Source organism: Methylosinus sp. PW1 (assembly GCF_000745215.1).
Lineage (GTDB): Bacteria > Pseudomonadota > Alphaproteobacteria > Rhizobiales > Beijerinckiaceae > Methylosinus.
On record NZ_JQNK01000009.1, the window covers coordinates 620,681 to 643,662 of the forward strand.

31 protein-coding genes and 1 pseudogene are annotated in these 22,982 nt (G+C 63.9%); 27 read left to right on the plus strand and 5 right to left on the minus strand.

Features of this window, described 5'->3' with window-relative positions:
- From K369_RS24655 to K369_RS12220, 4 genes are read right to left on the minus strand one after another with little or no spacing between them, the layout of a single operon-like run.
- Positions 1–309, minus strand: a complete 309-nt coding sequence (locus tag K369_RS24655; protein WP_051949238.1) for a LuxR C-terminal-related transcriptional regulator — start codon at positions 307–309, stop codon at positions 1–3.
- A 3-nt stretch (positions 310–312) separates the two neighbouring features.
- Positions 313–633, minus strand: a complete 321-nt coding sequence (locus K369_RS24660; protein WP_051949239.1) for a hypothetical protein — start codon at positions 631–633, stop codon at positions 313–315.
- A gap of 1 nt (position 634) precedes the next feature.
- Entirely contained in the window at positions 635–1,120 is a 486-nt protein-coding gene (locus K369_RS12215) for a hypothetical protein (protein WP_036291529.1), read from the minus strand.
- Positions 1,117–1,404: a general stress protein gene (locus K369_RS12220; protein ID WP_036295010.1), complete on the minus strand. Its 288-nt coding sequence runs from the start codon at positions 1,402–1,404 to the stop codon at positions 1,117–1,119. The genes K369_RS12215 and K369_RS12220 overlap by 4 nt, the downstream gene beginning before the upstream one ends.
- On the opposite strand from K369_RS12220, the gene K369_RS26465 reads away from it, so the two are divergent.
- Both K369_RS26465 and K369_RS26470 read left to right on the plus strand, forming a co-directional pair.
- Positions 1,405–1,635: a hypothetical protein gene (locus tag K369_RS26465; RefSeq protein ID WP_156967864.1), complete on the plus strand. Its 231-nt coding sequence runs from the start codon at positions 1,405–1,407 to the stop codon at positions 1,633–1,635.
- 199 nt (positions 1,636–1,834) lie between these two features.
- A complete protein-coding gene (locus tag K369_RS26470) occupies positions 1,835–2,065 on the plus strand; it encodes a hypothetical protein (protein ID WP_156967865.1) in 231 nt (76 codons plus the stop codon).
- Positions 2,066–2,069: 4 nt separating this feature from the next.
- Here K369_RS26470 and K369_RS24665 read toward each other — a convergent pair whose 3' ends face one another.
- Positions 2,070–2,756: a helix-turn-helix transcriptional regulator gene (locus K369_RS24665; protein WP_198033110.1), complete on the minus strand. Its 687-nt coding sequence runs from the start codon at positions 2,754–2,756 to the stop codon at positions 2,070–2,072.
- Positions 2,757–2,841: 85 nt separating this feature from the next.
- Here K369_RS24665 and K369_RS12235 point away from each other — a divergent pair, with 85 nt between their 5' ends.
- From K369_RS12235 to K369_RS12345, 25 genes and pseudogenes are all read left to right on the plus strand, one after another.
- Complete coding sequence (locus K369_RS12235) at positions 2,842–3,096, plus strand: hypothetical protein (protein ID WP_036291531.1); 255 nt, start codon at positions 2,842–2,844, stop codon at positions 3,094–3,096.
- 82 nt (positions 3,097–3,178) lie between these two features.
- Positions 3,179–3,541: a hypothetical protein gene (locus K369_RS12240; RefSeq protein WP_036291533.1), complete on the plus strand. Its 363-nt coding sequence runs from the start codon at positions 3,179–3,181 to the stop codon at positions 3,539–3,541.
- Between the two features lie 426 nt (positions 3,542–3,967).
- Positions 3,968–4,315 carry a hypothetical protein gene (locus tag K369_RS12245; protein WP_156967866.1) on the plus strand — a complete coding sequence of 116 codons (348 nt, stop codon included), beginning with the start codon at positions 3,968–3,970 and terminating at the stop codon, positions 4,313–4,315.
- Between the two features lie 3 nt (positions 4,316–4,318).
- Positions 4,319–4,540: pseudogene (locus tag K369_RS28265) on the plus strand (GcrA family cell cycle regulator); the annotation flags it as partial.
- A 37-nt stretch (positions 4,541–4,577) separates the two neighbouring features.
- The gene (locus K369_RS27960) at positions 4,578–4,874 is read left to right on the plus strand and encodes a GcrA family cell cycle regulator (RefSeq protein WP_036291537.1); all 297 of its coding nucleotides are present in this window, start codon (positions 4,578–4,580) and stop codon (positions 4,872–4,874) included.
- Positions 4,875–4,878: 4 nt separating this feature from the next.
- Positions 4,879–5,097 (plus strand): hypothetical protein, encoded by a 219-nt coding sequence (locus K369_RS26475; protein WP_156967867.1) that lies wholly within the window; start codon positions 4,879–4,881, stop codon positions 5,095–5,097.
- Entirely contained in the window at positions 5,094–5,318 is a 225-nt protein-coding gene (locus tag K369_RS12255) for a hypothetical protein (RefSeq protein WP_036291540.1), read from the plus strand. Before K369_RS26475 ends, K369_RS12255 begins: the two co-directional genes overlap by 4 nt.
- Positions 5,315–5,794, plus strand: a complete 480-nt coding sequence (locus K369_RS24670; protein ID WP_051949241.1) for a hypothetical protein — start codon at positions 5,315–5,317, stop codon at positions 5,792–5,794. Before K369_RS12255 ends, K369_RS24670 begins: the two co-directional genes overlap by 4 nt.
- Positions 5,791–5,994 carry a hypothetical protein gene (locus K369_RS12265; protein ID WP_036291541.1) on the plus strand — a complete coding sequence of 68 codons (204 nt, stop codon included), beginning with the start codon at positions 5,791–5,793 and terminating at the stop codon, positions 5,992–5,994. The genes K369_RS24670 and K369_RS12265 overlap by 4 nt, the downstream gene beginning before the upstream one ends.
- On the plus strand, positions 5,984–8,497 hold the full coding sequence (locus K369_RS12270) for a DNA methyltransferase (RefSeq protein ID WP_051949520.1): 2,514 nt from the start codon (positions 5,984–5,986) through the stop codon (positions 8,495–8,497). Before K369_RS12265 ends, K369_RS12270 begins: the two co-directional genes overlap by 11 nt.
- Positions 8,494–8,973 carry a hypothetical protein gene (locus K369_RS12275; protein ID WP_156967868.1) on the plus strand — a complete coding sequence of 160 codons (480 nt, stop codon included), beginning with the start codon at positions 8,494–8,496 and terminating at the stop codon, positions 8,971–8,973. The genes K369_RS12270 and K369_RS12275 overlap by 4 nt, the downstream gene beginning before the upstream one ends.
- Positions 8,970–10,175, plus strand: a complete 1,206-nt coding sequence (locus K369_RS12280) for a hypothetical protein (RefSeq protein WP_036291545.1) — start codon at positions 8,970–8,972, stop codon at positions 10,173–10,175. Before K369_RS12275 ends, K369_RS12280 begins: the two co-directional genes overlap by 4 nt.
- A 380-nt stretch (positions 10,176–10,555) precedes the next feature.
- Entirely contained in the window at positions 10,556–10,816 is a 261-nt protein-coding gene (locus tag K369_RS26480; protein WP_156967869.1) for a hypothetical protein, read from the plus strand.
- Positions 10,813–12,438, plus strand: a complete 1,626-nt coding sequence (locus K369_RS12290) for a primase-helicase family protein (protein ID WP_051949243.1) — start codon at positions 10,813–10,815, stop codon at positions 12,436–12,438. Before K369_RS26480 ends, K369_RS12290 begins: the two co-directional genes overlap by 4 nt.
- A gap of 287 nt (positions 12,439–12,725) precedes the next feature.
- Entirely contained in the window at positions 12,726–13,331 is a 606-nt protein-coding gene (locus K369_RS12295) for a transcription termination/antitermination protein NusG (RefSeq protein WP_036291549.1), read from the plus strand.
- A gap of 28 nt (positions 13,332–13,359) precedes the next feature.
- Entirely contained in the window at positions 13,360–13,944 is a 585-nt protein-coding gene (locus K369_RS12300; protein WP_051949244.1) for a hypothetical protein, read from the plus strand.
- A gap of 103 nt (positions 13,945–14,047) precedes the next feature.
- Positions 14,048–14,686, plus strand: coding sequence for a MarR family transcriptional regulator (locus K369_RS12305; protein WP_198033111.1), 639 nt, complete (start codon positions 14,048–14,050; stop codon positions 14,684–14,686).
- A complete protein-coding gene (locus tag K369_RS12310) occupies positions 14,683–16,719 on the plus strand; it encodes a phage terminase large subunit family protein (RefSeq protein WP_051949245.1) in 2,037 nt (678 codons plus the stop codon). Before K369_RS12305 ends, K369_RS12310 begins: the two co-directional genes overlap by 4 nt.
- A gap of 4 nt (positions 16,720–16,723) precedes the next feature.
- Positions 16,724–16,960 carry a gpW family head-tail joining protein gene (gene gpW, locus K369_RS12315; RefSeq protein ID WP_036291554.1) on the plus strand — a complete coding sequence of 79 codons (237 nt, stop codon included), beginning with the start codon at positions 16,724–16,726 and terminating at the stop codon, positions 16,958–16,960.
- A gap of 15 nt (positions 16,961–16,975) precedes the next feature.
- The gene (locus tag K369_RS12320; protein WP_051949246.1) at positions 16,976–18,661 is read left to right on the plus strand and encodes a phage portal protein; all 1,686 of its coding nucleotides are present in this window, start codon (positions 16,976–16,978) and stop codon (positions 18,659–18,661) included.
- Positions 18,658–20,022: a S49 family peptidase gene (locus tag K369_RS12325; RefSeq protein ID WP_051949247.1), complete on the plus strand. Its 1,365-nt coding sequence runs from the start codon at positions 18,658–18,660 to the stop codon at positions 20,020–20,022. The genes K369_RS12320 and K369_RS12325 overlap by 4 nt, the downstream gene beginning before the upstream one ends.
- A gap of 28 nt (positions 20,023–20,050) precedes the next feature.
- Positions 20,051–20,725: a head decoration protein gene (locus K369_RS24680; RefSeq protein WP_051949248.1), complete on the plus strand. Its 675-nt coding sequence runs from the start codon at positions 20,051–20,053 to the stop codon at positions 20,723–20,725.
- 55 nt (positions 20,726–20,780) lie between these two features.
- Entirely contained in the window at positions 20,781–21,827 is a 1,047-nt protein-coding gene (locus K369_RS12335) for a major capsid protein (RefSeq protein WP_036291556.1), read from the plus strand.
- Positions 21,824–22,216 (plus strand): hypothetical protein, encoded by a 393-nt coding sequence (locus K369_RS12340; RefSeq protein ID WP_036291558.1) that lies wholly within the window; start codon positions 21,824–21,826, stop codon positions 22,214–22,216. Before K369_RS12335 ends, K369_RS12340 begins: the two co-directional genes overlap by 4 nt.
- Positions 22,217–22,222: 6 nt before the next feature.
- Positions 22,223–22,981 carry a hypothetical protein gene (locus K369_RS12345; protein WP_036291560.1) on the plus strand — a complete coding sequence of 253 codons (759 nt, stop codon included), beginning with the start codon at positions 22,223–22,225 and terminating at the stop codon, positions 22,979–22,981.
- Position 22,982: the final 1 nt, after the last annotated feature.

Sequence of the window (22,982 nt, forward strand, 5' to 3'; positions counted from 1 at the left end):
TTAGACTCCGGGCTCGGCGAGAAGATCGGCGGCGGAACGCAACGCAGGCGGCGCGGCGGATTCGATTATTCTCGCCGCCTCTTTGTTCAGCTCTTCGCTCAAGACGATGGAAGCGCGCGTCTTGGTGATGTTTTTGCCGATCTTCAGCTTGATATGCAGGACATGCGTCTCGACCGTCCTGTTGCTGACGCCGAGAATCTCACCGATCTGCTTGTTGAGCAGGCCTTTGGCCATATGGACGGCGACCTGGCGCTCGCGCGGCGTCAGCTTGTCCAGGATGCTGTCCGCGGTCGATTGTTGCGTCTCCATCGGTCAGCCCTCCATCGCTCGGGGCGCGCGGGCGGCGTCGGCGAGGGCGAGGAGCTCCTTGCCCAGGGACAGCACGGCCTCATTGCGACGCATGATCATGCGCAGGCGGGCGCGGCGCGGCAGGCGCGGCGGCGGCTCCAGCGCCGAGAGGCGCAGGATGTGAAAGCGCAGATCGTGGAGATTGCCCGCGTCGCGAGCGAGACGCGCCTCGCGCAGATCGCGCCAGAGCATATCCTCGAGCTCGATCATGGCGCCTTCGCGCGGCGCTTCCGGCAGGGGTCTGAACAGATAGGCAAGGTGAGCGGGAAAGGCGATCGGGAACATTTCAGCCTCCGAAAGAGGTGATGGCGGTGAAAGCGAGAGAGGCGACCGCGCCGAGCGCGGCGCCGAGGCAGAGGGCCAGAAGGCCGAGCGGCATGGACGCCGAAATCTCCGGCGGCGCGGCGAGCGGATCGGGATCGAAGACGAGCGGCTCCGGCTCCCTGGCGACGATGGGATCGGACATTGCGGCGGCGAGCATTTCGGCGCGCCGCAATTGCAGGCGGCGCGCGCAAATGGCGGCGGCGTGCTCGCATGCCATATCGAGATAGGACCGCACCACATGCTCGGGCCAGCCGAGCGCGGCGAGCGCCTGTGGCGACAGCTCTTCTCGCGCCTCGAAAAGAGCGGTGATGTCCTCGGCGAGGCGACAGGTGACGAGCAGAGGATCGACCATTTCCGCGCGCGTCTGCGGCCAGCGCGCCGCGTTCCAAAGCTCCGCGAGAGAGGCTGGTCCGAGCGTGAGGGCCGAGGCGCGCGCGGCGTCGATCATGCGCTGCGGCTCACCTTCTTGTGGCTGGCGAAGCCGCCCTTGCGGCCGGCGGCGGAGGCGAGCGCCGGATCGCGCGAGAAGCTGCGCTTCTCCGGCGCGACCGAGGTTCCGCCCTTGCGGCCGGCGGAAGCGGCGAGATCGGGATTTTGCGAGAAGCTCCTCTTCTCGGCGGGAACAGCGCAGCCGCCGCGACGGGCGATCTCGCGCTGCTTGTCAGGATCTACCGAGGCGAAGCCGCGGCGGGATTTGGCGGGGGATGAGGGAAATTCGTCCGAGCAGCGCATTTGAAACTCCATCGCGGTGGTGCGATGGAGGGAAGGCTAACGTATAAAAATACGCTGTCAAGCGATAACGTATTTTTATATGGTTTCGGAGCCGCCCGCTCTCATGCAGATTCCATCGCGCATCGTGACGACGAGGCGCGTGATGAAAAAGTCGATATTGATTGTCTTGGCGATTGCGGCGATCTCCACATTGTTTTGGAAGCCTGCGAAAACGACGACGGCGGAGTCTGATTTCGTCGAGAGGGTCGCCGATCGAACCGATGATCTGCTCGACGCCGCCGACGCAGACGTCGTGAGGCTGGAGGGCGACGATCTCGCGGTTCAGACACGGCGGTGGGCGGGGAAGATCGTCAGCGCTCGCATGAGCTGCTTTTACGCGGATGTGGGCGATTATCGCTGCTTGGCCGGGCCGGCGCGCGTCGATTTCACAATGATCATGCCCGAAGCCGCCGCTGGGGCGCTGCGTCGGGACTGCGATCGAATTCGGCGGCTCGATAGCTCGGCGTGCCGCAAGACGATCCGGTTCGTCTATTCGGCCATGCGCCATGTTGTGAAGGACGACGGATCGACCGCGATTATGGTCGAAGCGAAAGACGCATTCGGCGTCGATCCTGAATATCGAGGATTTGGAAGAAGGCTATATCGGAAACGCATGGAATGAGTTTTCAAACTCCGAAAAGCTCATTCATGGTGAGAACCTTATGCAAGGCGTAGATGGTGCTTTTCTTGTATTTCAATTCCGCTATCGGGTTGAACTGATGCGCGACGATTTCGTCTTTTGTTTCTCGCACAAAGGTTTTGATATAGGCCTCGATCGGCGCGCCCGGCCGAAGCTGAATTTGAATAATCACAGAATCGCCCGGCTTGCACATGCGATGTGGATGCACGAACCGCAAATCGCCCGGATTGTGCAAGGGGATCATTGATTTACTGACGACGTAGATGGCGTAAGCATCGTCGACGCCTTCGAGGGCCGGAGGCCTATGGACATATTCGATCACGTTCGGAGAAATCTCGAAACCATTGAGAGCCGATCCCGCCGCGGTTCCGCGGACCGGAATATCTTTTCGCCGCGGAGCGCCTCTTCGGCGCATTTCTACGGGCTTGATATCTTTTTCGACGGTCGCCGTCTGCGGCGCGCCTGGCGACACCAGGAAATCCTCCACCTTGCACTCCAGGAGCTTCGCGACCTTGCTCAGGGAAGCAATGCTCGGGCCGGTCGCAGAATTCTTGTGCTTGGTCAGCGTCGTATCCGATAGCCCAGCGGCGACCGCCGCCGAGGTCAGGGAATGGCCCTTCGCCTCGGCGCGTCGCTTGATCTCCGCGATGATCGGATTGGTGATTCCGTCCATGTCCATTTATCGCGTATTCCGATACGCACAGCGACCAGAGAAATTTACGTTGACGGCGTATAAAAATACGCTAGCCTCATGACCCATGAGCATCGAACACCTCCTCCGCGTCATCGACGCCTATTGCGCTGCGACTGGCCTCGCCGAGGCGACCGTCTCAGCAAAATTCCTGAGCAAAGGCACGCGGGCCGGAGAGCTTCGTAAGGGGAGCGACATGGGCGCGCGCACAATTCAGCGCGCCATCTCGTCGTTTTCCGATAGCTGGCCCGCCGGCGCGGCGTGGCCGGAGGACGTCTCGCGGCCGATCGCCAATCTCCAATCCGAAGGAGCTGACGCATGAGCGCGCGCCTCGTCGATCTCCTCGCCTTTCTCGCCGCCTGCGCGGACGCGATCGTCGCCGACGATCTCGAAGGACTGCGCTCGTGAGCGGGCGCGTCGCCGCGCGGACGGCGAAGCTGAGGACGCTGATCTCCGTCGGCCCCTGGCGCAATTGCGAGACCGGCGAGGAGACGGGCGATCTCGTCATTCTCTTCGAGGTGGACGGCAAGATCGGGCGCATGCGGCTCGGCGATTCCTGCGCCGCGACGCTCGCCGACGCCATCGGACCGGTGCGCGCGGCGATCGCCGAGAGGCGCAAGCGCGCCGCCGAGACGGCGGAAAAATCGAAGCTTCGCGCGGCCAGTGGAGCGGCGCGCGCGGATGGCGGGCGAGATCGCAGCGATCTTGCGCCCGCCCCTCCCCCGGCCCGCGGGGATACGTCCCCGCGGGCATGCGCAGAGGGATGAATTTGCGCGAGAGCGCGAAGAGGTGCGCCGAACGCCGGACTTCGGTCCGCCGGCTACCCGGTCCCCGCCCGAAGGCGTCCTTCGATGCTTCGGGAAAAGGGGTCGCCAGCCGCTCCGGCGGCAACCGTATTAGGCCGCGGTGGCACCGGCTCAATTCGCGCGAGAGCGCGTCCTGAAAGGTGGGCGGATTTGATCGTGGCTGCAACGCCTTTGTCTCGTGGAGCAACGATCCGACCGCTGGGGCCGGCCTGCTGAGCCGGCCCCGGACGGTCGTAAAGAGAAACATCAGCTTCGCCGCCTGTGCTTGGCGGCCTCGCGGCGAAGCGGAAGGTGCAAGGTCTCGTCTCATCTCCATCGTGCTCTCTCCTCATGACAAGGAGTGGAGCACGGATCGGAATGATGAAACATCATCTGGCGGATGATAAAATGTCAGTCGTCGCATTGGACGAGGCGGCCCGCAGATGGGCCGGCGAGCTGGAAGAGAGAGAGGCGCGACGCTCCGGCGTCTCGCGTCTGCAAGCGCGGCGCATCGTCGCCCGGCGCACGGGGCTCGCGCCCGGCACGCTCGAGAATATCAAAAATCGCCGGACCAAGGGCGTGCGCGGCTGGGTGCTCGGCGTTCTTCAGGCTGCCTATGTCCGAGAGATTGAGAATGAAATCGCCCGCCTCTCCCACGAACTGGACATGGTTCGCCTCGGCGTCCTGGCGTCTGATGGCGACGAAATTCTCGAAATGGAAGCGCAGCGCGCGGCGCTACGCGAGCTGGTGGGCTGAGCGATGGCGGAAGCGGCGCTCGCGCAACCCCGATCGAAATGGCTCGCGCATGACGAGACGCTGAAGCGGCTCTGGCTCGACGGCGTTCCGGCGTCCGAGATCGCGGCGCGGCTCGGCTCGGGCATTTCCAAGAATGGCGTCATCGGGCGGCTGCGAGATATCGGCCTCATCGGCAAGGGCGTCGGCCGCGCCACGCGATCGAAACTAGCGCGCGTGAAGGCGACGAAGGCCCCTACCCCCCCCCTCGGCCGAGCCGAAGGAATTGGCCATAGCGCCGGCTCTAGCGCCGGAGCCGAAGGCGGAATGGCCGTTTGCAGAGGCGGTCGCGGAGGCGCGCGAGATCATCGCAGCGGCGCACGCGGAGCCAACGATCGCCAGCGCTGGAATTTCCATTCTGCAGCTGCGCAACGGGCTCTGCCGCTATCCGCTGGGCGATCCGCGCGCCGAGGATTTTTGCTATTGCGGCGCGCCGACGCGTCGCCCGCTCTATTGCGAGGCGCATCATGCGATCAGCTTCCGGCCGCCGGAGCCGCGCAAGTCCCGCGGCAAAGGGCGGTGATCCGATGAGCGATCTCTTCGGCTCCTCTCCATCGGCCGCGCCGTCGCAGGATCCTCCGGCGCCGTCGTCACGCGGCGGCGTCGTCATCGTCGACGGTCGCGCGCGCATTCTGCATCGCTGCTTCGTCTGCGACGACGCGCTCGCGCCATTTGGGCGCGGCTCGCCGTTTCGTCCCGAAGAAATGATTTGGGCGTGCCGCGCGCATAGGGGAGAACTCGGATGAGCAGCCTGCAGAAAGCGAGAAATTGCTCGGAGCGCGAATGGCTATCGCGAATGTTCGAGGAAGGATGGCTCTTCGTCCGCGATGTGGCGTCGCATCATGAGCTGCGCAAAGCGCTCGCCGAGCTGCGCGCCGATGGCCGCGAGATTTTGACCTATCTGCGCGACAGCGGCCGCACGGCCATTCTCGCCAAGCGCGCCCGGGCATCCGGGAGGCGAGCATGAAATTCGACGAGATCGGCGCTCTCGCCGGGCGCCTCGCTGTCGGCGCTCCCCTCTCTCAGGAAGAAATAGAGGCGTTTCGTCTCTGTCTCATCGATAGCGGCTGGTGCGATTCGACTTCGGCGCGCCTCTATATGTCCATTGCCGCGGGAATTATCGCGCGGCTCACCGAGGCGCCGCAGCGTCTGCCCGATCGTCGCGCGGGCGAATCGTTCGAATTCGAGTTCGAAGGCACGCAATTTTCTTGCACGCTCGGGTTTTATTCCGACGGCCGCCTCGGCGAGATATTTCTCAATGGGCTGAAGCTCGATAATGCGCAGGACATTTATGCGCGCGATCTCGGCATAGCGCTCTCGATCGGGCTGCGTCATCGCGCGCCTTTCGATCTGCTGCGCAAGGCGATGACGCGCGCGGCCGGCGGCAAGCCGCAGGGCCTCGGCGGCTTCATTCTCGATCTCATCGCGGAGCATCAGCAATGAGCAGCCGCAGCGGCGCGAGACAGCTGAAGGCCGATCTGGCGCGCGCCTGGATCGAAGTGCCGCGCTGGGTGCCGCAGCGCTGGGAGCTCGATTATCTCGCCATCGCCGAGCGCGAAGGCGAAGAGGCCGCCGCCGCTATGCGCCGCCGCCTGCGCGCCGCCGCTCCGGCCTGCCAGAATGGGGCGCGCCATGGGCGATGATCCCTATCTCGATTTTCTGCGCGCCAAAATAAGGCTCGCGCCCAAGAGCGGAATAGAGGTACGGGACGAGGATCTCTCGCCCGCGCTGCTCGGCCATCAGGGTGCGCTCGTCAAATGGGCGGCGCGCGGCGGCCGGCGCGCCATATTCGCGCGCTTCGGCCTCGGCAAGAGCATTATACAGATCGAGCTGCTGCGGGCGCTGCAGGAGGAATTCGGCGGTCGTGGGCTCATCGTCGCGCCCTATGGCGTGCATCGCGATATTATTCTCGACGCGCGCGAGAAGCTCGGCGTCGAGATCAGGAAGATCAGCCGCATCGAGGAATGCGAGGCCGAAGGCCTCTATCTGACCAATTATGAGCCGGTTCGCGACGGCAAGCTCGATCCGAATGAATTTCTCGTCGTCAGCCTCGACGAGGCGAGCGTGCTGCGGTCTTTCGGCTCGAAGACCTATCAGACGTTTTTGACCCTGTTCGATCGCGTGCGCTTTCGCTTCGTAGCGACGGCGACGCCCTCGCCGAACCGCTATAAGGAGCTGATTCATTACGCCGGCTTTCTCGGCGTGATGGATACGGGCCAGGCGCTCACGCGCTTCTTTCAGCGCGATTCGACGCGCGCCAATCAGCTGACGCTCTATCCGCATAAGGAGCGGGAATTCTGGCTGTGGGTGTCGAGCTGGGCGGTGTTTCTGGAGAAGCCGAGCGATCTCGGCTTCTCCGACGAGGGCTATGACCTGCCGCCTTTCGAGCTGGTCGCGCATGAGGTCTCGACCAAGGTCGACGGCTATCGCTTCGAGCGCAATGGCCAGGGCCAGTTGTTCGGCGACGCCGCCGGCGATCTCGGCGAGGCGGCGCGGGCGCGCCGCGCCAGCCTTTCCGCGCGGATCGCCAAGACGGCGGAGATCGTCGGCGCCGATCCACAAGATCATTTTTTGCTTTGGCATGATCTCGAGGATGAGCGGAAGGCGCTGGAGAAGGCGCTGCCGGATGTCGTCTCCGTCTATGGCGGACAGGCGATGAATGTGCGCGACGACATTATGCAGCGCTTCGCCGATGGCAATCTGAGACGCCTGGCGGCGAAGCCGATCATGCTCGGCTCCGGGCCGAACATGCAGCATCATTGCCATCGCGCCGTCTTCTGCGGCGTGTCTCACAAGTTCAACGATTTCATTCAAGCCGTGCATCGCATCCAGCGCTTCCAGCAGAAGAAGCGCGTGCGCGTCGATGTCGTCTATGCGGATACGGAGCGGCAGGTCTATCGAGATCTGATGGCGAAGTGGAAGCGCGACGGCGAGCTGAGGGCGACCATGACCGAGATCATTCATAAATATGGCTTGAACGATGTCGCCATGAACGAGACGTTGGCGCGCACGATCGGCGTCGAGCGGATCGAGGCCTCCGGGCAAGGATGGCAGGTCGCGAATAATGACACGGTGGACGAGGCGCGGCGGCTCGAGGAAAATTCGCTCGATCTGATCGTCACCTCGATCCCTTTCGCCAATCATTACGAATATACGCCGAGTTATAACGACTTCGGCCACACCGACGACAATGCGCATTTTTGGCAGCAGATGGATTTTCTGACGCCGGAGCTGCTGCGCGCGCTGAAGCCCGGCCGCATCGCCGCGATTCATGTGAAGGATCGCGTGCTGTTCGGCAATGTGACGGGCGAAGGCGTGCCGACGATCTCGCCTTTCCATGCCGAGACGATCTTTCACTACAAGCGCCACGGCTTTCAGTTCATGGGGATGATCACCGTCGTCACCGATGTCGTGCGCGAGAATAATCAGACTTACCGCCTCGGCTATTCCGAGATGCTGAAGGACGGGACGAAAATGGGCGTCGGCTCGCCCGAATATGTGATCCTCATGCGCAAGCGGCAGACAGATCGCTCGCGCGGCTATGCCGATGCGCCGGTGACGCGCGAGCGCGAGAGCGGCGCCTCGTCGCTGGCGCGCTGGCAGGTGGATGCGCATGCGTTCTGGCGCTCCTCGGGCGATCGACTGGCGACGCCCGAGGAGCTGGCCCATATCGATCCCGGCTCGCTGGCCAAGCTGTTCACGCAATGGAGCCTGGCGCGCGTCTATGATTACGAGACGCATGTGCGGATCGGCGAGGAGCTGGAGGCGCGCGGCGCGCTGCCCTCGACCTTCATGGCGCTGGCGCCGGGCTCGCATGATCCCGATGTCTGGCACGACGTCAATCGCATGCGGACCCTCAACGGCGCGCAGAGCGCGGCGGGGCGCGAGCAGCATGTCTGCCCGCTGCAATTCGATATCGTCGATCGCTTGATCCAGCGCTACAGCCGCGAGGGCGAGCTGGTCTATGACCCGTTCGGGGGCCTTTTCACCGTGCCGTTTCGCGCGCTGCATTTGAAGCGCCGCGGTCGCGCGGTGGAGCTGTCGGATAAATATTTTTTCGACGGCGTCAAATATCTGCAAGCGGCCGAGCGACAGATCGGCGCGCCGACGATGTTCGACCTGCTGGATAGCGGAGCGGCGGCGTGATGAAGGCGCTCACCATCTGGCAGCCCTGGTGCTCGCTGATCGTCGCCGGCGCGAAGCCGTATGAGTTTCGCAGCTGGGAGGCTCCGCGCTCGGTGGTCGGACAGCGCATCGCGCTCCATGCCGGCGCGCGCAAGGTCAAGCGGGAGGAGATCGCCGATCTCATCTTTCGTTTGAAGGGTCGCGAGCCATGGACGACGGCGCTGCGATCCGAAATCGCGCTGCCGCTGCTCGAGAAATGGCATGCGCAGCCGGGATGCCTGCCATTGTCCTGCATTCTCGGCGTGGCCACGCTCGGCGCGCCGATCCGCGCCGAGCGCATCGTTCATGAATTCGGCGGCGCGTTCGTCAATGATTCCGCGCGCGACGAACACGCCAATTTCGCATGGCCGATGCTCGATGTTCGCGCCTCGAACGATCTGCGGCCTGTGAAGGGCGCGCAGGGCTTCTTCAACTGCAATTTTTCGGAGGCGGCGTGAGCGACGTCGATTTCGAGGATTGGATCGCAGAGGCGCGGCGCGTGACGGTCGCGGAATTCTGCCGTCGGCGCTCGATCAAGATACCGCCGGGCGATGAGGGGCGGCCCTGCCCTGGTTGCGGCGGCGTCGATCGTTTCTCGGTCAATGTGAAAAAGAACAAATGGTATTGCCGCAAGAGCGGGTTCGGCGGCGACGCGCTCGGGCTCGCCATGCATATCGACGGCACGGATTTCATCGCTGCCTGCGAGGCGCTGACCGGACGGGCGCCGCCAGGGCGCGCGGCGGCGGAGAGCGCGGCCGAGCGGCGCGCGCGCGAAGAGCGTCTGGCGCGGGAGGCGCGCGAGCGAGCGGAAGAAGATGTGCGCCAGGCGCGCGTCACGGAGCAGTTTCGCGAGGATGAGCGGCGCCGCGCCTGGAAGATATGGCGGCGCGCGGTTCCGGCGCAGGGGACGCTGGTCGAAGCCTATCTCGCGCATCGCGGGCTTTCCCTGCCGGCGGGCGCGAGGCTGAAATTCGCGGAGCGTCTCGCCCTCTGGGACAAGCCGGGCGGTCAGATCGTCCATGAGGGGCCGGCCATGGTGGCGGCGATCGAAAGGCCGGATGGGCGCTTCGGCGGCGTGCACCAGACGTGGATCGATCTTTCGACCGAGAAAGGCAAGGCGGCGATCTTCGATGCGAAGGGCAAGGAGCTGCCGTCGAAGAAGGTGCGAGGCTCGAAGAAAGGCGGCTCCATTCTGCTGCGGCCGGCGAGCGGCGCGCCACGGCGGCTGATGATCGGCGAAGGAATCGAGACGGTGATCTCCGTGCTCGACGCTCTCGCGGAAAGAGGCTCGCCGCTGCTCGATGGCGCGGAGTTCCGCTCTTCCGTCGATCTCGACAATCTCTGCGGCAAGGCGAAGGGGCGCGTGCGTCATCCGACGGAGACGAAGCCCGACGCTCACGGGCGCGCGCGCGCCGTCTTCGTCGGCTCTGCCGATGTGGATTTCGAAAACGACTGGCCGCTGATCGATGTGCCTTCGAGCGTCGAGGAGCTGTTTCTGCTCGGCGATGGCGATAGCGAGGCCTTCGCGACCAGGCTGAAGATGGAGCGCGCGGGAAAGCGCTTTTCCGCCGCGCATCCGCGGCTCGCGATTTATCTCGCGATGAGCCGCGCGGGCGATGATTTCAATAAGATGAGAATGACGGGGAGGGTCGCGGCGTGACGACACAATATCAAGAGCTGTTTTCAGACGTCATCCAAACGCTCGAGGAAATCGAGAAAGCGACACGCGGCTGCTATGGCGGCGGAACGATTTTCGATCGCGTGAATTCACTTGCCCGGGATTGTTCGAAAAGGATTACGTCGCGAAAAGATGACCGCGACACGTTTCTGACCGGGCGGTTTCAGACGCTGGTCGTGCGATGGGCGAAAGACTGTTTCGGTGAGGGCGTCGCTCTCGATCGAACAGAGCGCACGCATCGCTTTCTCGAAGAGGCTCTCGAGCTGGCCCACGCTTGTGATTGCACGCGAGAAGAGGCAATCCAGCTCGTCGATTATGTTTTCGCGCGCCCAGTGGGCTCGGCGCGGCAAGAAATCGGTGGAGTGATTCTCACTCTGGCGCTCCTCGGCGAAGCGTATAATTACAATGTCGCCGAGGAGGGAAGGATAGAGCTCAACAACGTATATCGAAGGATTGGCGAAATACGAGAAGAGCAGGCCAACAAGCCGAAAGTCGGTCCTCTTCCTGGACCGTCCGCCGTCTCATTCTCTCACTTGGCTGCGAAACAAAAAATCCTCGGCGCTCTCCTTGTGATTCAGAAAGAGATCGAATGTCTCGATCGTGAGGCGGCCGCAGCGAAATGACATCCTCCGACGAAATCGTTCGCATCGTCGAGACGGCGGAAATTCTCGCCTTTCCGCGCGGCGCGAAATCCGGCGATGCGCCTCCCTCCTCGGGGGACGATGCGCCGCCGCGCGAGCCGCCGGAAGAGCCTCCAGATCCGCCGCCGCCATCCGATGATGATGGCGGTGACGGCGACGGCAGCGTCATCGATCGGCTGAATAGCGAATTCGCTTTCGTGCTGATCGGCAGCCGCGCGATCGTCATTCGAACGCAGCCGGAGGCTCCTCCGGAGGATCGGCTGCGGATGCTCTCGCTCGACGCCTTCAAGGCCTATATGCACAATCGCGGCGCCTCGGTTCCACGGCGCAAGCGGCAGGATGACGGCACATGGGAGACGGTGCGCGTTTTCGTGAAGCTCGGGCCTTATTGGCTCGGTCATAAGGAGCGGCTGACCTATGTCGGAATAGAGTTTTGGCCCAATCCAGACGAGGTGGAGGGCACGCCCGGCTATATCAATCTCTATCGCGGGTTTTCGATCGCGCCGGATCGCGTCACGCCGAAAGCGGAGAGATGGAAGCGCTATAAGGTTTTTCGAGATCACCTCATCAATAATATCTGTCTCGGCGATAATGTTCATTTCGAGTGGATATGGCATTGGCTGGCGCATCTGCTGCAACGGCCGCGCGATCGCGTCGGCACGGCGATCGTGCTGCGGGGGTTGCAGGGCGTCGGTAAGAGCACGATCGGCGATGTGATCGGTAAGATGATCGCAGCGCATTACTTTCTTGTCGACGATCAACGCTATGTGATCGGCAATTTCAACGCGCATATGGCGAGCTGCCTGCTGCTGCAAGTCGACGAAGGCGTCTGGGCCGGCGACAAAGGCGCAGAGGGTCGGCTCAAAGGCCTCGTCACGGCGCCCAAGCAGATGATCGAGGCGAAGGGCGTCGATCCGATAAGGCTCAACAATTATGTGCGGCTGATCTTCACGTCGAATAGCGATTGGGTTGTTCCGGCGGGCATGGATGAGCGTCGCTTCGCCGTCTTCGATGTCGGCGACGGGGTGAAGGAAAATCACGGCTATTTCGCCGAAATGTGGAAGGAGCTGGAGGGCGGCGGCTTGGAGGCGCTGCTCGCCGATCTCTTGGATTGCGAGCTCGACGCACCGGGCGCGCCGAATTTGCGATCGATCCCGCGCACAGAGGCGCTGCTCGAGCAGAAGATACGATCGCTCGATCCGATCGCCTCCTGGTGGCTAGCGCGGCTCGAGAATGGGACGCAGACGCATCGCGCTGTCGCTTGGCGGCATCGTGTGCCGATCGTGACGTTGTTCAACGATTATCTGCGCAGCACGGAACGCATCGGCGTGCGGCGAAAGGCGGCCGAGACGGAATTCGGCATTCGTATGAAACGTCTCCTTCCCAATATGGCCAGGGTGAAATCGCTCGAAGAAGTCGAGGCGATCGGCGAAGACGGGCGACCTCTCGTCCAGTCGAAGCGCGTCTATTGCTGGGTTTTCCCGCCCCTCGCCGAATGCCGAGCCGCCTTCGAGGCGCAGATCGGGCAGTCCTATCAATGGGGCGACGATGACGGCTCGCCGCCAGCCGGCGATGGAAGCGGGGAGGCGGAGACGGCGCTGTAGCGCCCACCTGTCCCACCTCGCAACTTTTGTCGGCGGAGGTGGGACGCATGCAAGTTTTTGAATTTGTGGGAAGTGTCCCACCTGTCCCACCTGTCCCACCTTTTCCCTCGCGTATACGCGCGCGCACGCCTGCGAGAGGTTTGGCTGGGTCGATACCAGGCGAAATAGGTGGGACAGGTGGGACAGGTGGGACAAGCGAAGTGAATACATGTGTTTAGCGCGTCCCACCTCTTCTTTTCTCAAATGAAGAGGTGGGACAGGTGGGACAGTCGGCGACGGAGGGCGAAATGGTCGAGCGCTGGTATGTGGTCGAAGCCTACGAGGGGAAGGATGAAGAGGTCGCGCTGCGGCTTTGCGCGGCGGGCTTCAAAATGCTGCGGCCTGTGGATGTGAAGCGCTCTCATGTGCGGGAGAAGCTGGCGAGGTCCGGCCGTCATGTGCGGCGCGTGACGAAGCGCCCGCGTTTCGGCCGCTACGTGTTCCTGCGGGCGGAGCTCGACGGTGAGCAAGGCGCTTGCACCATCCGCGCGGTGAAGGACATGCGCGGCGTATTCGGGTTTTTGGAGAGCGGCGAGCGGCCCTCGCCCGTGCCGGATGCGATGATCGCCTTTTATCGCGAGTTCAATCCCGGGGCGGCGAGCGAGGCGGAGATCGCACGCTATGGCGCTGGCGATCGCGTGCGTATTCTCGTCGGGCCGTTCGAGGGGCTCATTGCTGTTGTCGAGGGCGTTGACAAGATCGGCTTGCTGCGCGTACTGCTCGACATAATCGGCCGTCCGACGCCTTTACCGATCGAAGTCGGACATGTGGAGCTTGTGGAGCAGGGCCGACGGCCTCCGATCAAGTCCGCATCCTCGCGCTGCGCCAATCGCGAATTGGCGCAAACGGCGTAGCTATCCCGAAAATCCCCGAGAGCGTCGCTTGAAGCTGCTCGTTACATTCGACGACGCCGCGCTTCGTCAAGAGATCGAAGGTCTCGACGAAGTCGCGGCGGGCGCGTTTCGGACACAGGTCGTCGGCGCGCTGAACCGCGTCGGCGCCGAGCTGCATCAGGCGATCATCGCGCCGCTGCGAATGCAGACGGGCTTGAGTGGATCGACTGTGCCGAGGTCGGTCCATGACGTGGGGGCGAGCGAGGCCGAGATTTCCTACTCGCTCGTCACCCGTGGAGGGGATATTTCGCTCAAGTATTTCAATGCGCGAGAAGAGCGCGGCGGTGTCTTGGCGTTCCCCTGGGGAAATGTGCGGACATTCGTTGCCGGCGCATTTATCAAATCAGGTAGAGGCGCGAACCGTCGATTGTCGCCAAAGCTCAACGGCCAAGTATTTCGGAATGTGGCCGGGGGCGTATGGCGAGGTAAAATCAAGAAGGTAAAGAGTGGCGTCTTCATACCGAACGAGATGGTAATAGGCGAGACAGCCGCAGTTTTTCAAAGAGTTGTGGCCGAGGAGCTGCCCCCAGCCGTCGGTCGCGTGCTGACCCTGGTGGCGGGACGCCGCGGCTGACGGGTCCTTCCCCCCTTTCGGCCGCCGACACGGCTCGAAAAGGTGCGGGGAAACGGTAGCGATGGCCTGACTTGGCCGCCCTGACATGCCTGACATGCCTGACATGAGCAACCTGACACCTCCTGACCTGCTGCCCGGCCTCGATGCTGCTGGCGTTTGGATGAGCGTCTCCGACCTCGCCAAGCGCAAGGGGCTGAAGAAGCAGACGGTGGCCGAGCGCGTGGCGCGGTTCGAGGACAAGGGCCTCGTGCATACGCGCCCGGGGCCGGGCCGCACGAAGCTCGTGAACATCGCCGAGTTCGATCGCGCCGCTGGCGAGACGATCGATCTCGCTCGCGCGCTCGCCGGCGGCGCTGATCTCGAGGAGGAGCCGCCCGCGGCCGCGCCGCCGAGCGTCGAGACGCAATCGGCCTCGAAAGCCTACACAGCGCAGCAGGCGCTGAAGACGTCCTATGAGGCGGAGCTGAAGCGGCTCGACCTCGATGAGCGCCTCGGCAAGCTGCTCCCGCTGGAGAAGGTCACCGAAGCGATGACTCGCTGCGCCGACGTCATGGTCCGAAAAATCGACCAGCTTCCCTCGCACGCTGATGATCTCGCCGCCGCGGTGGCGTCGCAGGGATCGAACGGCGCCGCGCGCCTGCTCAAGACGATCGCGCATGATCTGCGCGACCAGCTCGCCAAGGAACTTTCAGCCCTCGCCTCTTCCGGCGAGTCCTCCGATGTTCGGGACGACGCGGCATGACGCTGAAATTTCGAATTTCCGCCCTCGCTGTGGTCGCTGGAACGCTCGCGGCGGTCATCACGCCGCCGCAGCGCGTCGCGCCGGCGGATTGGGCGGCGGAAAATCTCATCGTCCCCGACGGGCCGCGCGCGGGTCAGCTGTGGGATCCGTCCGAGACGCCCTATATCGTCGAGCCGCTCAATTTTCTCGGCCCGGACACGGGCGTCAACGAGCTCGCCGTCATGAAAGGCGTGCAGAGCGGCTTCACGACGCTACTCATCGCGGCGATCGGTCACACGATCGACCGAGAGCCGTGCCGAATGGCGATTCTGCAGCCGACCGACGGCGCTCTCTCGGATTTCAATCGCGACAAGCTGCAAATAGCCATCGACGGCACGAAATCGCTCGCGGCGAAAGTCGTTCCGCAGACGTCGCGCAGCGCGCAAGGCTCGACCACTTACAGCAAGAAATATCCGGGCGGCTCACTCGACCTGCTGCTCGCCTCCTCGGCGGCCGATCTGCGCTCGAAAACGCTGAAGAAGCTCTTCCGAGACGAAATCGACGAATATGCCGACGATCTCAACGATCAGGGCGACCCGCTCGAGCTCAGCGACGGCCGTCTGACCAGCTTTCTGAAGTCGGGAGACTGGAAGAAGGCGGATATTTCGACACCGACGATCAAGGGCGCGTCGAAGATCGAGGCGCGCCACGCGCTCGGCGACAAGCGCCGCTGGCATGTCCCCTGCCCGCATTGCACGGACGATCAAGGCCAGCCGTCGCTCTTCGTGCTCGACCCGCTCTCGGCGAATTTCGTCTATGAGCGCCAAGAGCCTTACGCCGCCTATTATGTCGCGCCCTGCTGCGGCGCCATCATTCGCGAGTTCGAGAAGCGCGACATGGTTCGCAAGGGCCGCTGGGTCGCGACCGATCCGCGTCCCGGCGCATTTCCGTCCTATCATTTCGACAGTCTCAGCTCGCCCTTCGTCCCCTGGCCCTTCCTGGCCAAGAAGATCGTCGACGCCGGCGACGATCCGAAGAAGCTCAAGGCGCTCTACAATCTCTGGTTCGGGCTGCCCTATGAAATCAAGGGCGATGCGCCGGATCATGTGCGCCTAATGGAGCGCCGCGCCGAATTTCCGCGCGGCCATATTCCGCCGCGCGGCCTCATGCTCGTCGCCGCGGCCGACGTCCAGATGCGCGGCATATGGCTCGAAATCCTCGCCGTCGCGCCGGATCGGCAGAGCTGGCCCATTGACGCCCTCTATCTCGACGGATCGACCGAGTCGCCGGACGGCGAGGCCTTCGAGAAGCTGAAAGCGCAGGCGCTGAAACGCGAGTTCTCCGACGCCTTCGGCCGCAAGCGCCGCATCGATGCGCTCGGCGTCGATTCCGGCTATCGCAGCCATGTCGTCTATGCATGGGTGCGCGCCAATCAGGAAATGCACCCGGACACGGGCAATGACATGGTGCTCGCCCTCGACGGCCGCGACGGCTGGGGGCGCCCGGCGATCGGCATGCCGACGCTGGTGGACATCGATCTCGCCGGCAAGAAGATCAAGCAGGGCGCGAAGCTCTGGCCCGTCGGCACCTGGCCGCTGAAGGGCGCGTTCTACGCCGATCTGCACAAGGAGGGGCTTGCCGCCGGGCGTGAGCGCGACCCTGAAGGCTATTGCCATTTCGGCGCGTGGCTCGACGAGACGTATTTTCGGCAGATAACTTCGGAATATCTCGCCGATGAGAAGTTCAAAGGCCGCACGCGCAAAGTCTGGAAGCTGCGTCCGAGCGAGAAGGACAATCACCTTCTCGACTGCCGCGTCTACAATAATGCGCTGGCGGAATATCTCGGCCTCTCCTCGACGACGCCGGAAGAATGGGCGCTGCTCGCCAAGCGCCGCGGCGTGCCGCAGGAAGCGATCGCGCAAGGCCTGTTCGCGCCGCGCGCCGTCGAGGTCGTCGTCCCCGCGCTCGCTTTGCCCGCTCCCGTCCAGCAGGCTCCTGCGGATGAGGTCGACGACGATCCTTTCGCGCGCCTCGCGGCGCTCAATAGGTCTTGATGCGATGACCGACGTTCCCGCCGTCGATTCCGCCACGCTCCAGCGCTGGCTCGCCGAGGCGCGCCAGGCGCTGCACGAGCTGAATATCGGCCGTCGCGCCATCCGGCTGAACCACGGCACGAATCAAAAGGGCGTCGAATATCAGCGCGCCGATCGCGACGCGCTGCGCGCCTATATCGCCCGTCTCGAGGCGCAGCTCGCCGGCGGCGGCGCGCCCTCGGGCATTTCGATCGTCTTCTAACGAAACGGAAGCAGAATGGCGGAATTCGCCAAGATCGCGGGCGTCACGCCGGCGAGCGAGATCGGCTGGGCGCCGCGCGGCTTTCGCGCGGCAATGCCCATGACCTCGCCGCCGGCGATCAGCGGCACACAGGCCTATCGCGCCGCATCTGGCATGAGCCAGGAGCTCGCCGCCTATTGGCCGGGGCTCACTTCCGGCGATTCCGCCGTGCTGCCGAATATTCGCGTTTCTGTCGATCGCACGCGCGATCTCATCCGTAATGATCCGCATGCGGCGGCAGCGGCGATGCGTCTCGCCGATATGCTCGTTGGCCATGGCTGGCAATGCGTGCCGACGCCCGAAGCCCGCGCGCTCGGGATCGAGCCGAAGGCGGCGCGCGATCTCGGCCGCGCGATCCGCTCGGAATGGAAACTGTTCTCGCGCGATCCGCGCAAGTTCAATGACGCGCGTCGGCGGATGTCGCTCAACGGCCAGTTTCGGCTCGCAGCGCGCACCTTGGCGACAGTCGGCGAGGCCTGCGGCGCGCTGAAATTCGATACGAGCCGTGTGCGGCTGAAGCGTGCACGCTATGCGACCTGCCTCGCGCAGATCGATCCCGATCGTCTCAGCAATCCGAACAATATGCCGGATTCGCTGAAAATCCGCGGCGGCGTCGAGTTCGACCCGGATGGCGTTCCGAGCAATTACTATATCCGCAATGCGCACATCGGCGATTGGTGGGCCGCCGTTCAGTCGCAGACATGGGAGAAGATTCCGCGCGAGACGTCCTGGGGGCGCCCGGTTTTCATTCATGCGTTCGAGCCGGAGCGCGAGGATCAGACGCGCGCGATAACGCCCTTCGCATCGCTGGTCTCGCGCCTGCGCATGGTCAATAAGCACGCCGATCTCGAAATCGCCAATGCGACGGCGAATGCTCTGTTCGCGGCCTTCGTCGAGAGCGATCTCCCCGCCGAGGAGGTCGCGAAGAGCCTCGCCGCCGGAACAAATGGGGCATCAGTGCGCGCCTCCTATCTGGATAGGATGGTCGACCACTACGAGAAAAACCCGGCGACGCTCGGCGGCGTGCGCATTCCGTTGATGCTGCCCGGCAGCAAGATCACGATGAACGGAACGACGCGCACGACGACGGCGTTCCCCGCATTTCAAGCGGCTTTCCTGCAGAGCATCGCCTCGGCGCTCGGTCTCTCCTATGAGCAGCTGGCGATGGATTGGAGCCGCACCAATTATTCGAGCGCGCGCGCGGCGCTGAACGAGGTATGGCGGACGATCAAGCGCCTGCAGGCGGTCTTCGCCGAGCAGTATGTCCAGCCGATTTATTTCGCCTTTCTCGAGGAGGCTTTCGACAAGGGCTATATCGTCGTTCCGGCCGGCGCGCCGGATTTTTGGGACATGCCGGAAGCCTATGTCTCAGCGCGCTGGATCGGCCCCGGCCGCGGCTATGTCGATCCGACGAAGGAGGCGGAGGCGGCCGCGCTGCGCATGGAGGGCCTGACCTCCAATCTCGAAATCGAATGCGCCGAGCAGGGCCTCGATTGGGAAGAGAACATAGAGCAGATCGCCTTCGAGAATGACGTGCTTGCCGAGCAGGGCCTTTCGCGACTGTCGATCGTCGCCGCCGTGCAGTCGAACAAGGGCGCGAAGCCCGATAGCGAGGAGGCGACGGGTCCAGCCGGCCCGGGCGCCCAGAAGGAGGCGGCATGAGGCGCAATCTCGCACAGATCGCGCTCGCGGCTTTCGAGACGCCGCTATTGCTGCATCCGCGCAAGGCCGAGGTAATCGCATCGGTGCTCGCCGAGCATATGGATGGCGTCGCGCCGATGCTCGATCTTTCAGCCGCCAAAGCAGAGGTAGAATCCGCTCGATCCGGGCGCTCACAGATGCTCGATCGCTTCGACGGAGAGAGACGCGGGCCTCGCCTTAAGGACGCTTATGGCGACACCTACGTTCAAACGCGCTATCTCTTCAAAGACGGCTTAGCCTTGGTGACGGTGGAAGGATCGCTCGTCAATCGTGGGGCATGGATCGGCGCTCCGTCTGGCTTGACGTCTTATGAAGGCGTGATGGCGCAGCTGGCTTCCGCCGCCGCGGATCGCGAGGTCGAGCGGATTATCGTCGACTTCGATAGTCCAGGCGGCGAAGCCGTCGGCGCATTCGAGATGGCGGATGTCATTCGCTCGATTTCGGCCGAGAAGCCGATCGTTGCGCTCGTGAATGGAATGGCGGCCTCGGCGGCTTACGCCATGGCGTCGGGAGCTTGGCGCATTATTACGACGCCCTCGGGAATTTCCGGCTCGATTGGCGTCGTGATGCTTCATCTCGATCAATCGAGGCGCATGGATAAGCTGGGCGTGACGCCGACGTTGATCTACGCCGGCGGACACAAGGTCGACGGCAATCCATTCGAGCCTCTTCCCGAGAGCGTAAGGGCGGACCTGCAAGCCGAGGTCGATCAGCTCTATTCGATGTTCGTCCGCACTGTGGCGAAGGGACGTCGGGGTCTTACCGAAGAAGCGATCCGCGCGACGGAAGCGCGCACTTTCATCGGAGCCGACGCCGTTTCCGCCGGGCTCGCCGATGACGTCGGCACGCTGGCCGATCTTTTCTCCTCACTGAAAAGCTCTAGCCGCATTGGCGGCTCATTAGCGAAGGGACCTACGATGGATGTGACCGATATTCCGAGAGCAGAACATAATGCGGCGGTCGCGACCGCTCGCGCGGAAGGGCGCGCCGAAGGCCGCAACGAAGGCCTCGCGGCCGGTGCGAGCGGCGAGCGCGAGCGCATCGGCGCCATTCTCGGCCATGCCAACGCCAAGGGCCGGGAGAGCCTGGCGCAGCATTTCGCCTTCAAGACCTCGATGTCGCCGGATGCGGCGGCGGAAGCGCTCGCCGCCGCGGCGCCGGCCGCATCGCCGCCCCCGGCCGTCCCGGAGAAGACGCATCGTCTCGATGCGCTCGTCCCCAATCCGAAGGTCGACGTCGAGACGCAGACCACGGCGGAATCCCTCGCCGCCGGTCTCGATGCGGCGGCCGATCGCATGATCGCCAATATGCGCGGTCGCTGACGCACGCTCGATTTCATAGGAGCCTCGCATGGTCGCCCCGGTTCGCACAGTATCCGCGCCGAAGCTGATTTCGGATTTGGTCAAATGGGAAGAGGAGCTCGCCTACAGCCGCGAAGAGGCGGCGCTGCTCGCCAATAATGCCGTCATCATCGGCACGCCGCTCGGCAAGGTCTCGATCGGCGCCGCCTCGGTCGCCGCCAAGACCGGCGGCAACACCGGCAATGGCGTTTTCAGCCTGGACGGAACCACCCCGATCATCGTCAGCGCCGAGGTGGGCGTCTATGCGGTGCGCTGCATCGCCGCCGCCTCCAACAGCGGCACCTTCCGCGTCTTCGATCCCAAGGGACGCGCGCTCGGCGATGTCGTCGTCGGCTCGACCTTCGCCAATCAGATCAAATTCGCCATCGCCGACGGCGCGACCGATTTCATCGTCGGCGACGGCTTCGACGTCACCATCGCGGCCGGCTCCGGCAAGATCAAAATTCTCGATCCGGCGGCGCTCGACGGCTCGGCTAAATGCGAGGGCTTCTCGGCGATCGTCCGCGATCCGGGCAATGCCGATGGCCGCATCGTCTACATCAAGCGCACGGCCATCCTCGCCGATAGCGGAATCGTCTGGCCCGTCGGCTTCACCGATGCGCAAAAGGCGCAGGCGCTGGCCGATGTCGAGCCGCGCGGCGTCGTCGTCCGCGCCGGCCTGTAATCCCCGATCTTTCCAATAGGCCGGTCGCGCCGGCCCTCCAATGGGACTCCCCGCCATGACCGGCATCACCACCGACCAGATTAATTTTCCCTATACGGCCGTGCAGCTCACCGGCACGATCAACCGCCTGCCGAACCTCTACGGCTTGATCAATGACCTCAACGTCTTTCCGAGCGCCGGCTCCATGTCGACGCTGGTCGAGGTGCGCCGCGAGGAAAACACGCTCGCCGTGCTTCCCGCGGTCGATCGCGGCGGTCCCGCCACGGTCGCCAAGCGCACGCCCGGCGATACGCTCTATTTCGAGATCCCGCATTTCCCGCTCGACGATGTGATCAAGCCGCAGGACCTGCAGAATTTGATCACCGTCGTGGGGACGAGCGCGCATCCGCGCACGCTCGAGGATGAGACGGCGAAGCGCCTGTTCGCGATCCGCAACCGTCATTCGATCACGCTCGAATGGATCCGTATGGGCGCCCTCAAAGGCCTCCTCACCGACGGCAAGGGAAATACGATCTACGATCTCTTCGCCGCCTTCAATTTCCAGAAAACGATCATCTATTTCGATCTCTCCAACCCGAATGCCGATATCACCGGCCAGTGCGAGAAGCTGTTCGAGGCGATCGTCACCAATCTGCGCGGCGAGACGATGAGCTATATCGAGGTGATCGTCTCCCCGAGCTTCTTCAACGCCTTCGTTCAGCATCCAAAGGTCGAGAAATTCTGGGTGAACTGGCAGGCCGCCGCGCAGCTCGCGAATATCGAGCGCGTCAAGAGCGGCGGCCAGATGGGCCGCGTCTTCGAATTCCAGCAAATCCGCTGGCGTGAATATTACGGCCGCGCGCCGGTCAATGGCGTTTCCTCTCCCTTCGTCGCCGACAATAAGGGCCATGCCCGCCCCGTCGGAACGATGGACAGCTTCTATACGCATTTCGCGCCGGCGAATGACATTCGCTTCGTGAACATGCCGGGCAAGGAGGTCTATGTCTCGCCGAAGATCCTCGACCATGGCGCCGGCGTCGAGCTGCATACGGAGAGCAATCCGCTCGCCATCTGCCGCCGCCCCGAAATGCTGGTCGAGGTCGACGCCGGGGCGCAGCAGTGACCGTTTTCGAGGCGCTGTTCGCCGAGGCGGATGGCGCGCTCGATGAGGCCTTCGCCACGCTGCTCGAAATCCGCCCGCTCGCGCCGGCGGAATTCACGCGCTCGACGCAGCTCTCCTCTCCGGCCTATCGGATCATGGGCATTCTCGATCTGCCGACAGAGGTCCTGCGGGCCGAGGGGCGTCTCGTCGACGCCGGCGCGAAATCCGAGGTCGTCGCTGTGAAGGCGACGGCCGATTTCTCGCTTTTTTCCTTCGACGAGGATCATCCGGCGCCGAGGGAAGGCGATGAGATCGTCGCGGTCGATCGCGCGGGGGCGCCGCGCTATCGCGTCGAATCCGCCAAGCCGGACGGCGTGTCCCGTCTCGTCTGCCAGCTCGCTCCGCTCTGAGGGAAAATGGCCGGTCTCGTCTCCTATGCCGCCGGGCTCGCCGCCTCGCGGGCGCTGCGCGGGCGCACGCTGGCGGCGGATCGCGTGCGATTGGAGCCCAAGGCTCCGATCGAGGTCACCTCTCCGACGATCTGCGTCTATGCGGCCTCGGGCCGGTCGCATATCGCCGGGCGCAGATTGCTGGAGGCGACGATCTGCCGACCGCGCTTCGAGCTGTTTCTCCCCTCGGAGGTCAGCGCGGAAGGGATGACGGGAGCGGTGGAGCTCGTTGTCGACACATCCTCCGCGCTCGCCTTCGCCTGCTTCTGGCGGCAATGCGAGATCGCCCTGCAGGCCGATCAGAGCGTCTGGGCGAATCTGTTTCGGGCCATCGTGCTCGAGATCACGATGATCGAGACGGGCGCCGATCTGTTCGAGCTGGACAAGGGCCAGAAGATCGCGGCTCGCATCGTCGAAATGACGGTGGAGACGATCAATGAGCCGATGATCGGCCAGGCGCCGGATGGCGTCTGGGCCGATCTGCTGGCCGCCATGCGCGGCGACACCGCCGAGATCGCCGGGCTCGCCGATGTGGTCGAGCGGCAAATCCGCGGCGATGTCGATCTCGCCGCCTGGCAGGCCGATTTCGCGCTGCTCGGCCTGTCGCAATCCTACGGCCCGGCGCTGGGCGTCGCCGGCGCGCCCGGCGATCTCGCCGATCTCCCAGGCGAGGCGGCGGATATAGAGGAGCCGGCCGATCCGACGACGACGGAGCCGCAGAGCTGAT

Bases quoted from the DNA above. Each gene is read 5' to 3' on its own strand.
- K369_RS24655 (WP_051949238.1), bottom strand. From the start codon at position 309: ATGGAGACGCAACAATCGACCGCGGACAGCATCCTGGACAAGCTGACG.
- K369_RS24660 (WP_051949239.1), bottom strand. From the start codon at position 633: ATGTTCCCGATCGCCTTTCCCGCTCACCTTGCCTATCTGTTCAGACCC.
- K369_RS12215 (WP_036291529.1), bottom strand. From the start codon at position 1,120: ATGATCGACGCCGCGCGCGCCTCGGCCCTCACGCTCGGACCAGCCTCT.
- K369_RS12220 (WP_036295010.1), bottom strand. From the start codon at position 1,404: ATGCGCTGCTCGGACGAATTTCCCTCATCCCCCGCCAAATCCCGCCGC.
- K369_RS26470 (WP_156967865.1), top strand. From the start codon at position 1,835: ATGATCATGCCCGAAGCCGCCGCTGGGGCGCTGCGTCGGGACTGCGAT.
- K369_RS24665 (WP_198033110.1), bottom strand. From the start codon at position 2,756: ATGGACGGAATCACCAATCCGATCATCGCGGAGATCAAGCGACGCGCC.
- K369_RS12235 (WP_036291531.1), top strand. From the start codon at position 2,842: ATGAGCATCGAACACCTCCTCCGCGTCATCGACGCCTATTGCGCTGCG.
- K369_RS12245 (WP_156967866.1), top strand. From the start codon at position 3,968: ATGTCAGTCGTCGCATTGGACGAGGCGGCCCGCAGATGGGCCGGCGAG.
- K369_RS26475 (WP_156967867.1), top strand. From the start codon at position 4,879: ATGAGCGATCTCTTCGGCTCCTCTCCATCGGCCGCGCCGTCGCAGGAT.
- K369_RS12255 (WP_036291540.1), top strand. From the start codon at position 5,094: ATGAGCAGCCTGCAGAAAGCGAGAAATTGCTCGGAGCGCGAATGGCTA.
- K369_RS24670 (WP_051949241.1), top strand. From the start codon at position 5,315: ATGAAATTCGACGAGATCGGCGCTCTCGCCGGGCGCCTCGCTGTCGGC.
- K369_RS12265 (WP_036291541.1), top strand. From the start codon at position 5,791: ATGAGCAGCCGCAGCGGCGCGAGACAGCTGAAGGCCGATCTGGCGCGC.
- K369_RS12270 (WP_051949520.1), top strand. From the start codon at position 5,984: ATGGGCGATGATCCCTATCTCGATTTTCTGCGCGCCAAAATAAGGCTC.
- K369_RS12290 (WP_051949243.1), top strand. From the start codon at position 10,813: ATGACATCCTCCGACGAAATCGTTCGCATCGTCGAGACGGCGGAAATT.
- K369_RS12295 (WP_036291549.1), top strand. From the start codon at position 12,726: ATGGTCGAGCGCTGGTATGTGGTCGAAGCCTACGAGGGGAAGGATGAA.
- K369_RS12305 (WP_198033111.1), top strand. From the start codon at position 14,048: ATGAGCAACCTGACACCTCCTGACCTGCTGCCCGGCCTCGATGCTGCT.
- K369_RS12310 (WP_051949245.1), top strand. From the start codon at position 14,683: ATGACGCTGAAATTTCGAATTTCCGCCCTCGCTGTGGTCGCTGGAACG.
- gpW (WP_036291554.1), top strand. From the start codon at position 16,724: ATGACCGACGTTCCCGCCGTCGATTCCGCCACGCTCCAGCGCTGGCTC.
- K369_RS12320 (WP_051949246.1), top strand. From the start codon at position 16,976: ATGGCGGAATTCGCCAAGATCGCGGGCGTCACGCCGGCGAGCGAGATC.
- K369_RS12325 (WP_051949247.1), top strand. From the start codon at position 18,658: ATGAGGCGCAATCTCGCACAGATCGCGCTCGCGGCTTTCGAGACGCCG.
- K369_RS24680 (WP_051949248.1), top strand. From the start codon at position 20,051: ATGGTCGCCCCGGTTCGCACAGTATCCGCGCCGAAGCTGATTTCGGAT.
- K369_RS12335 (WP_036291556.1), top strand. From the start codon at position 20,781: ATGACCGGCATCACCACCGACCAGATTAATTTTCCCTATACGGCCGTG.
- K369_RS12345 (WP_036291560.1), top strand. From the start codon at position 22,223: ATGGCCGGTCTCGTCTCCTATGCCGCCGGGCTCGCCGCCTCGCGGGCG.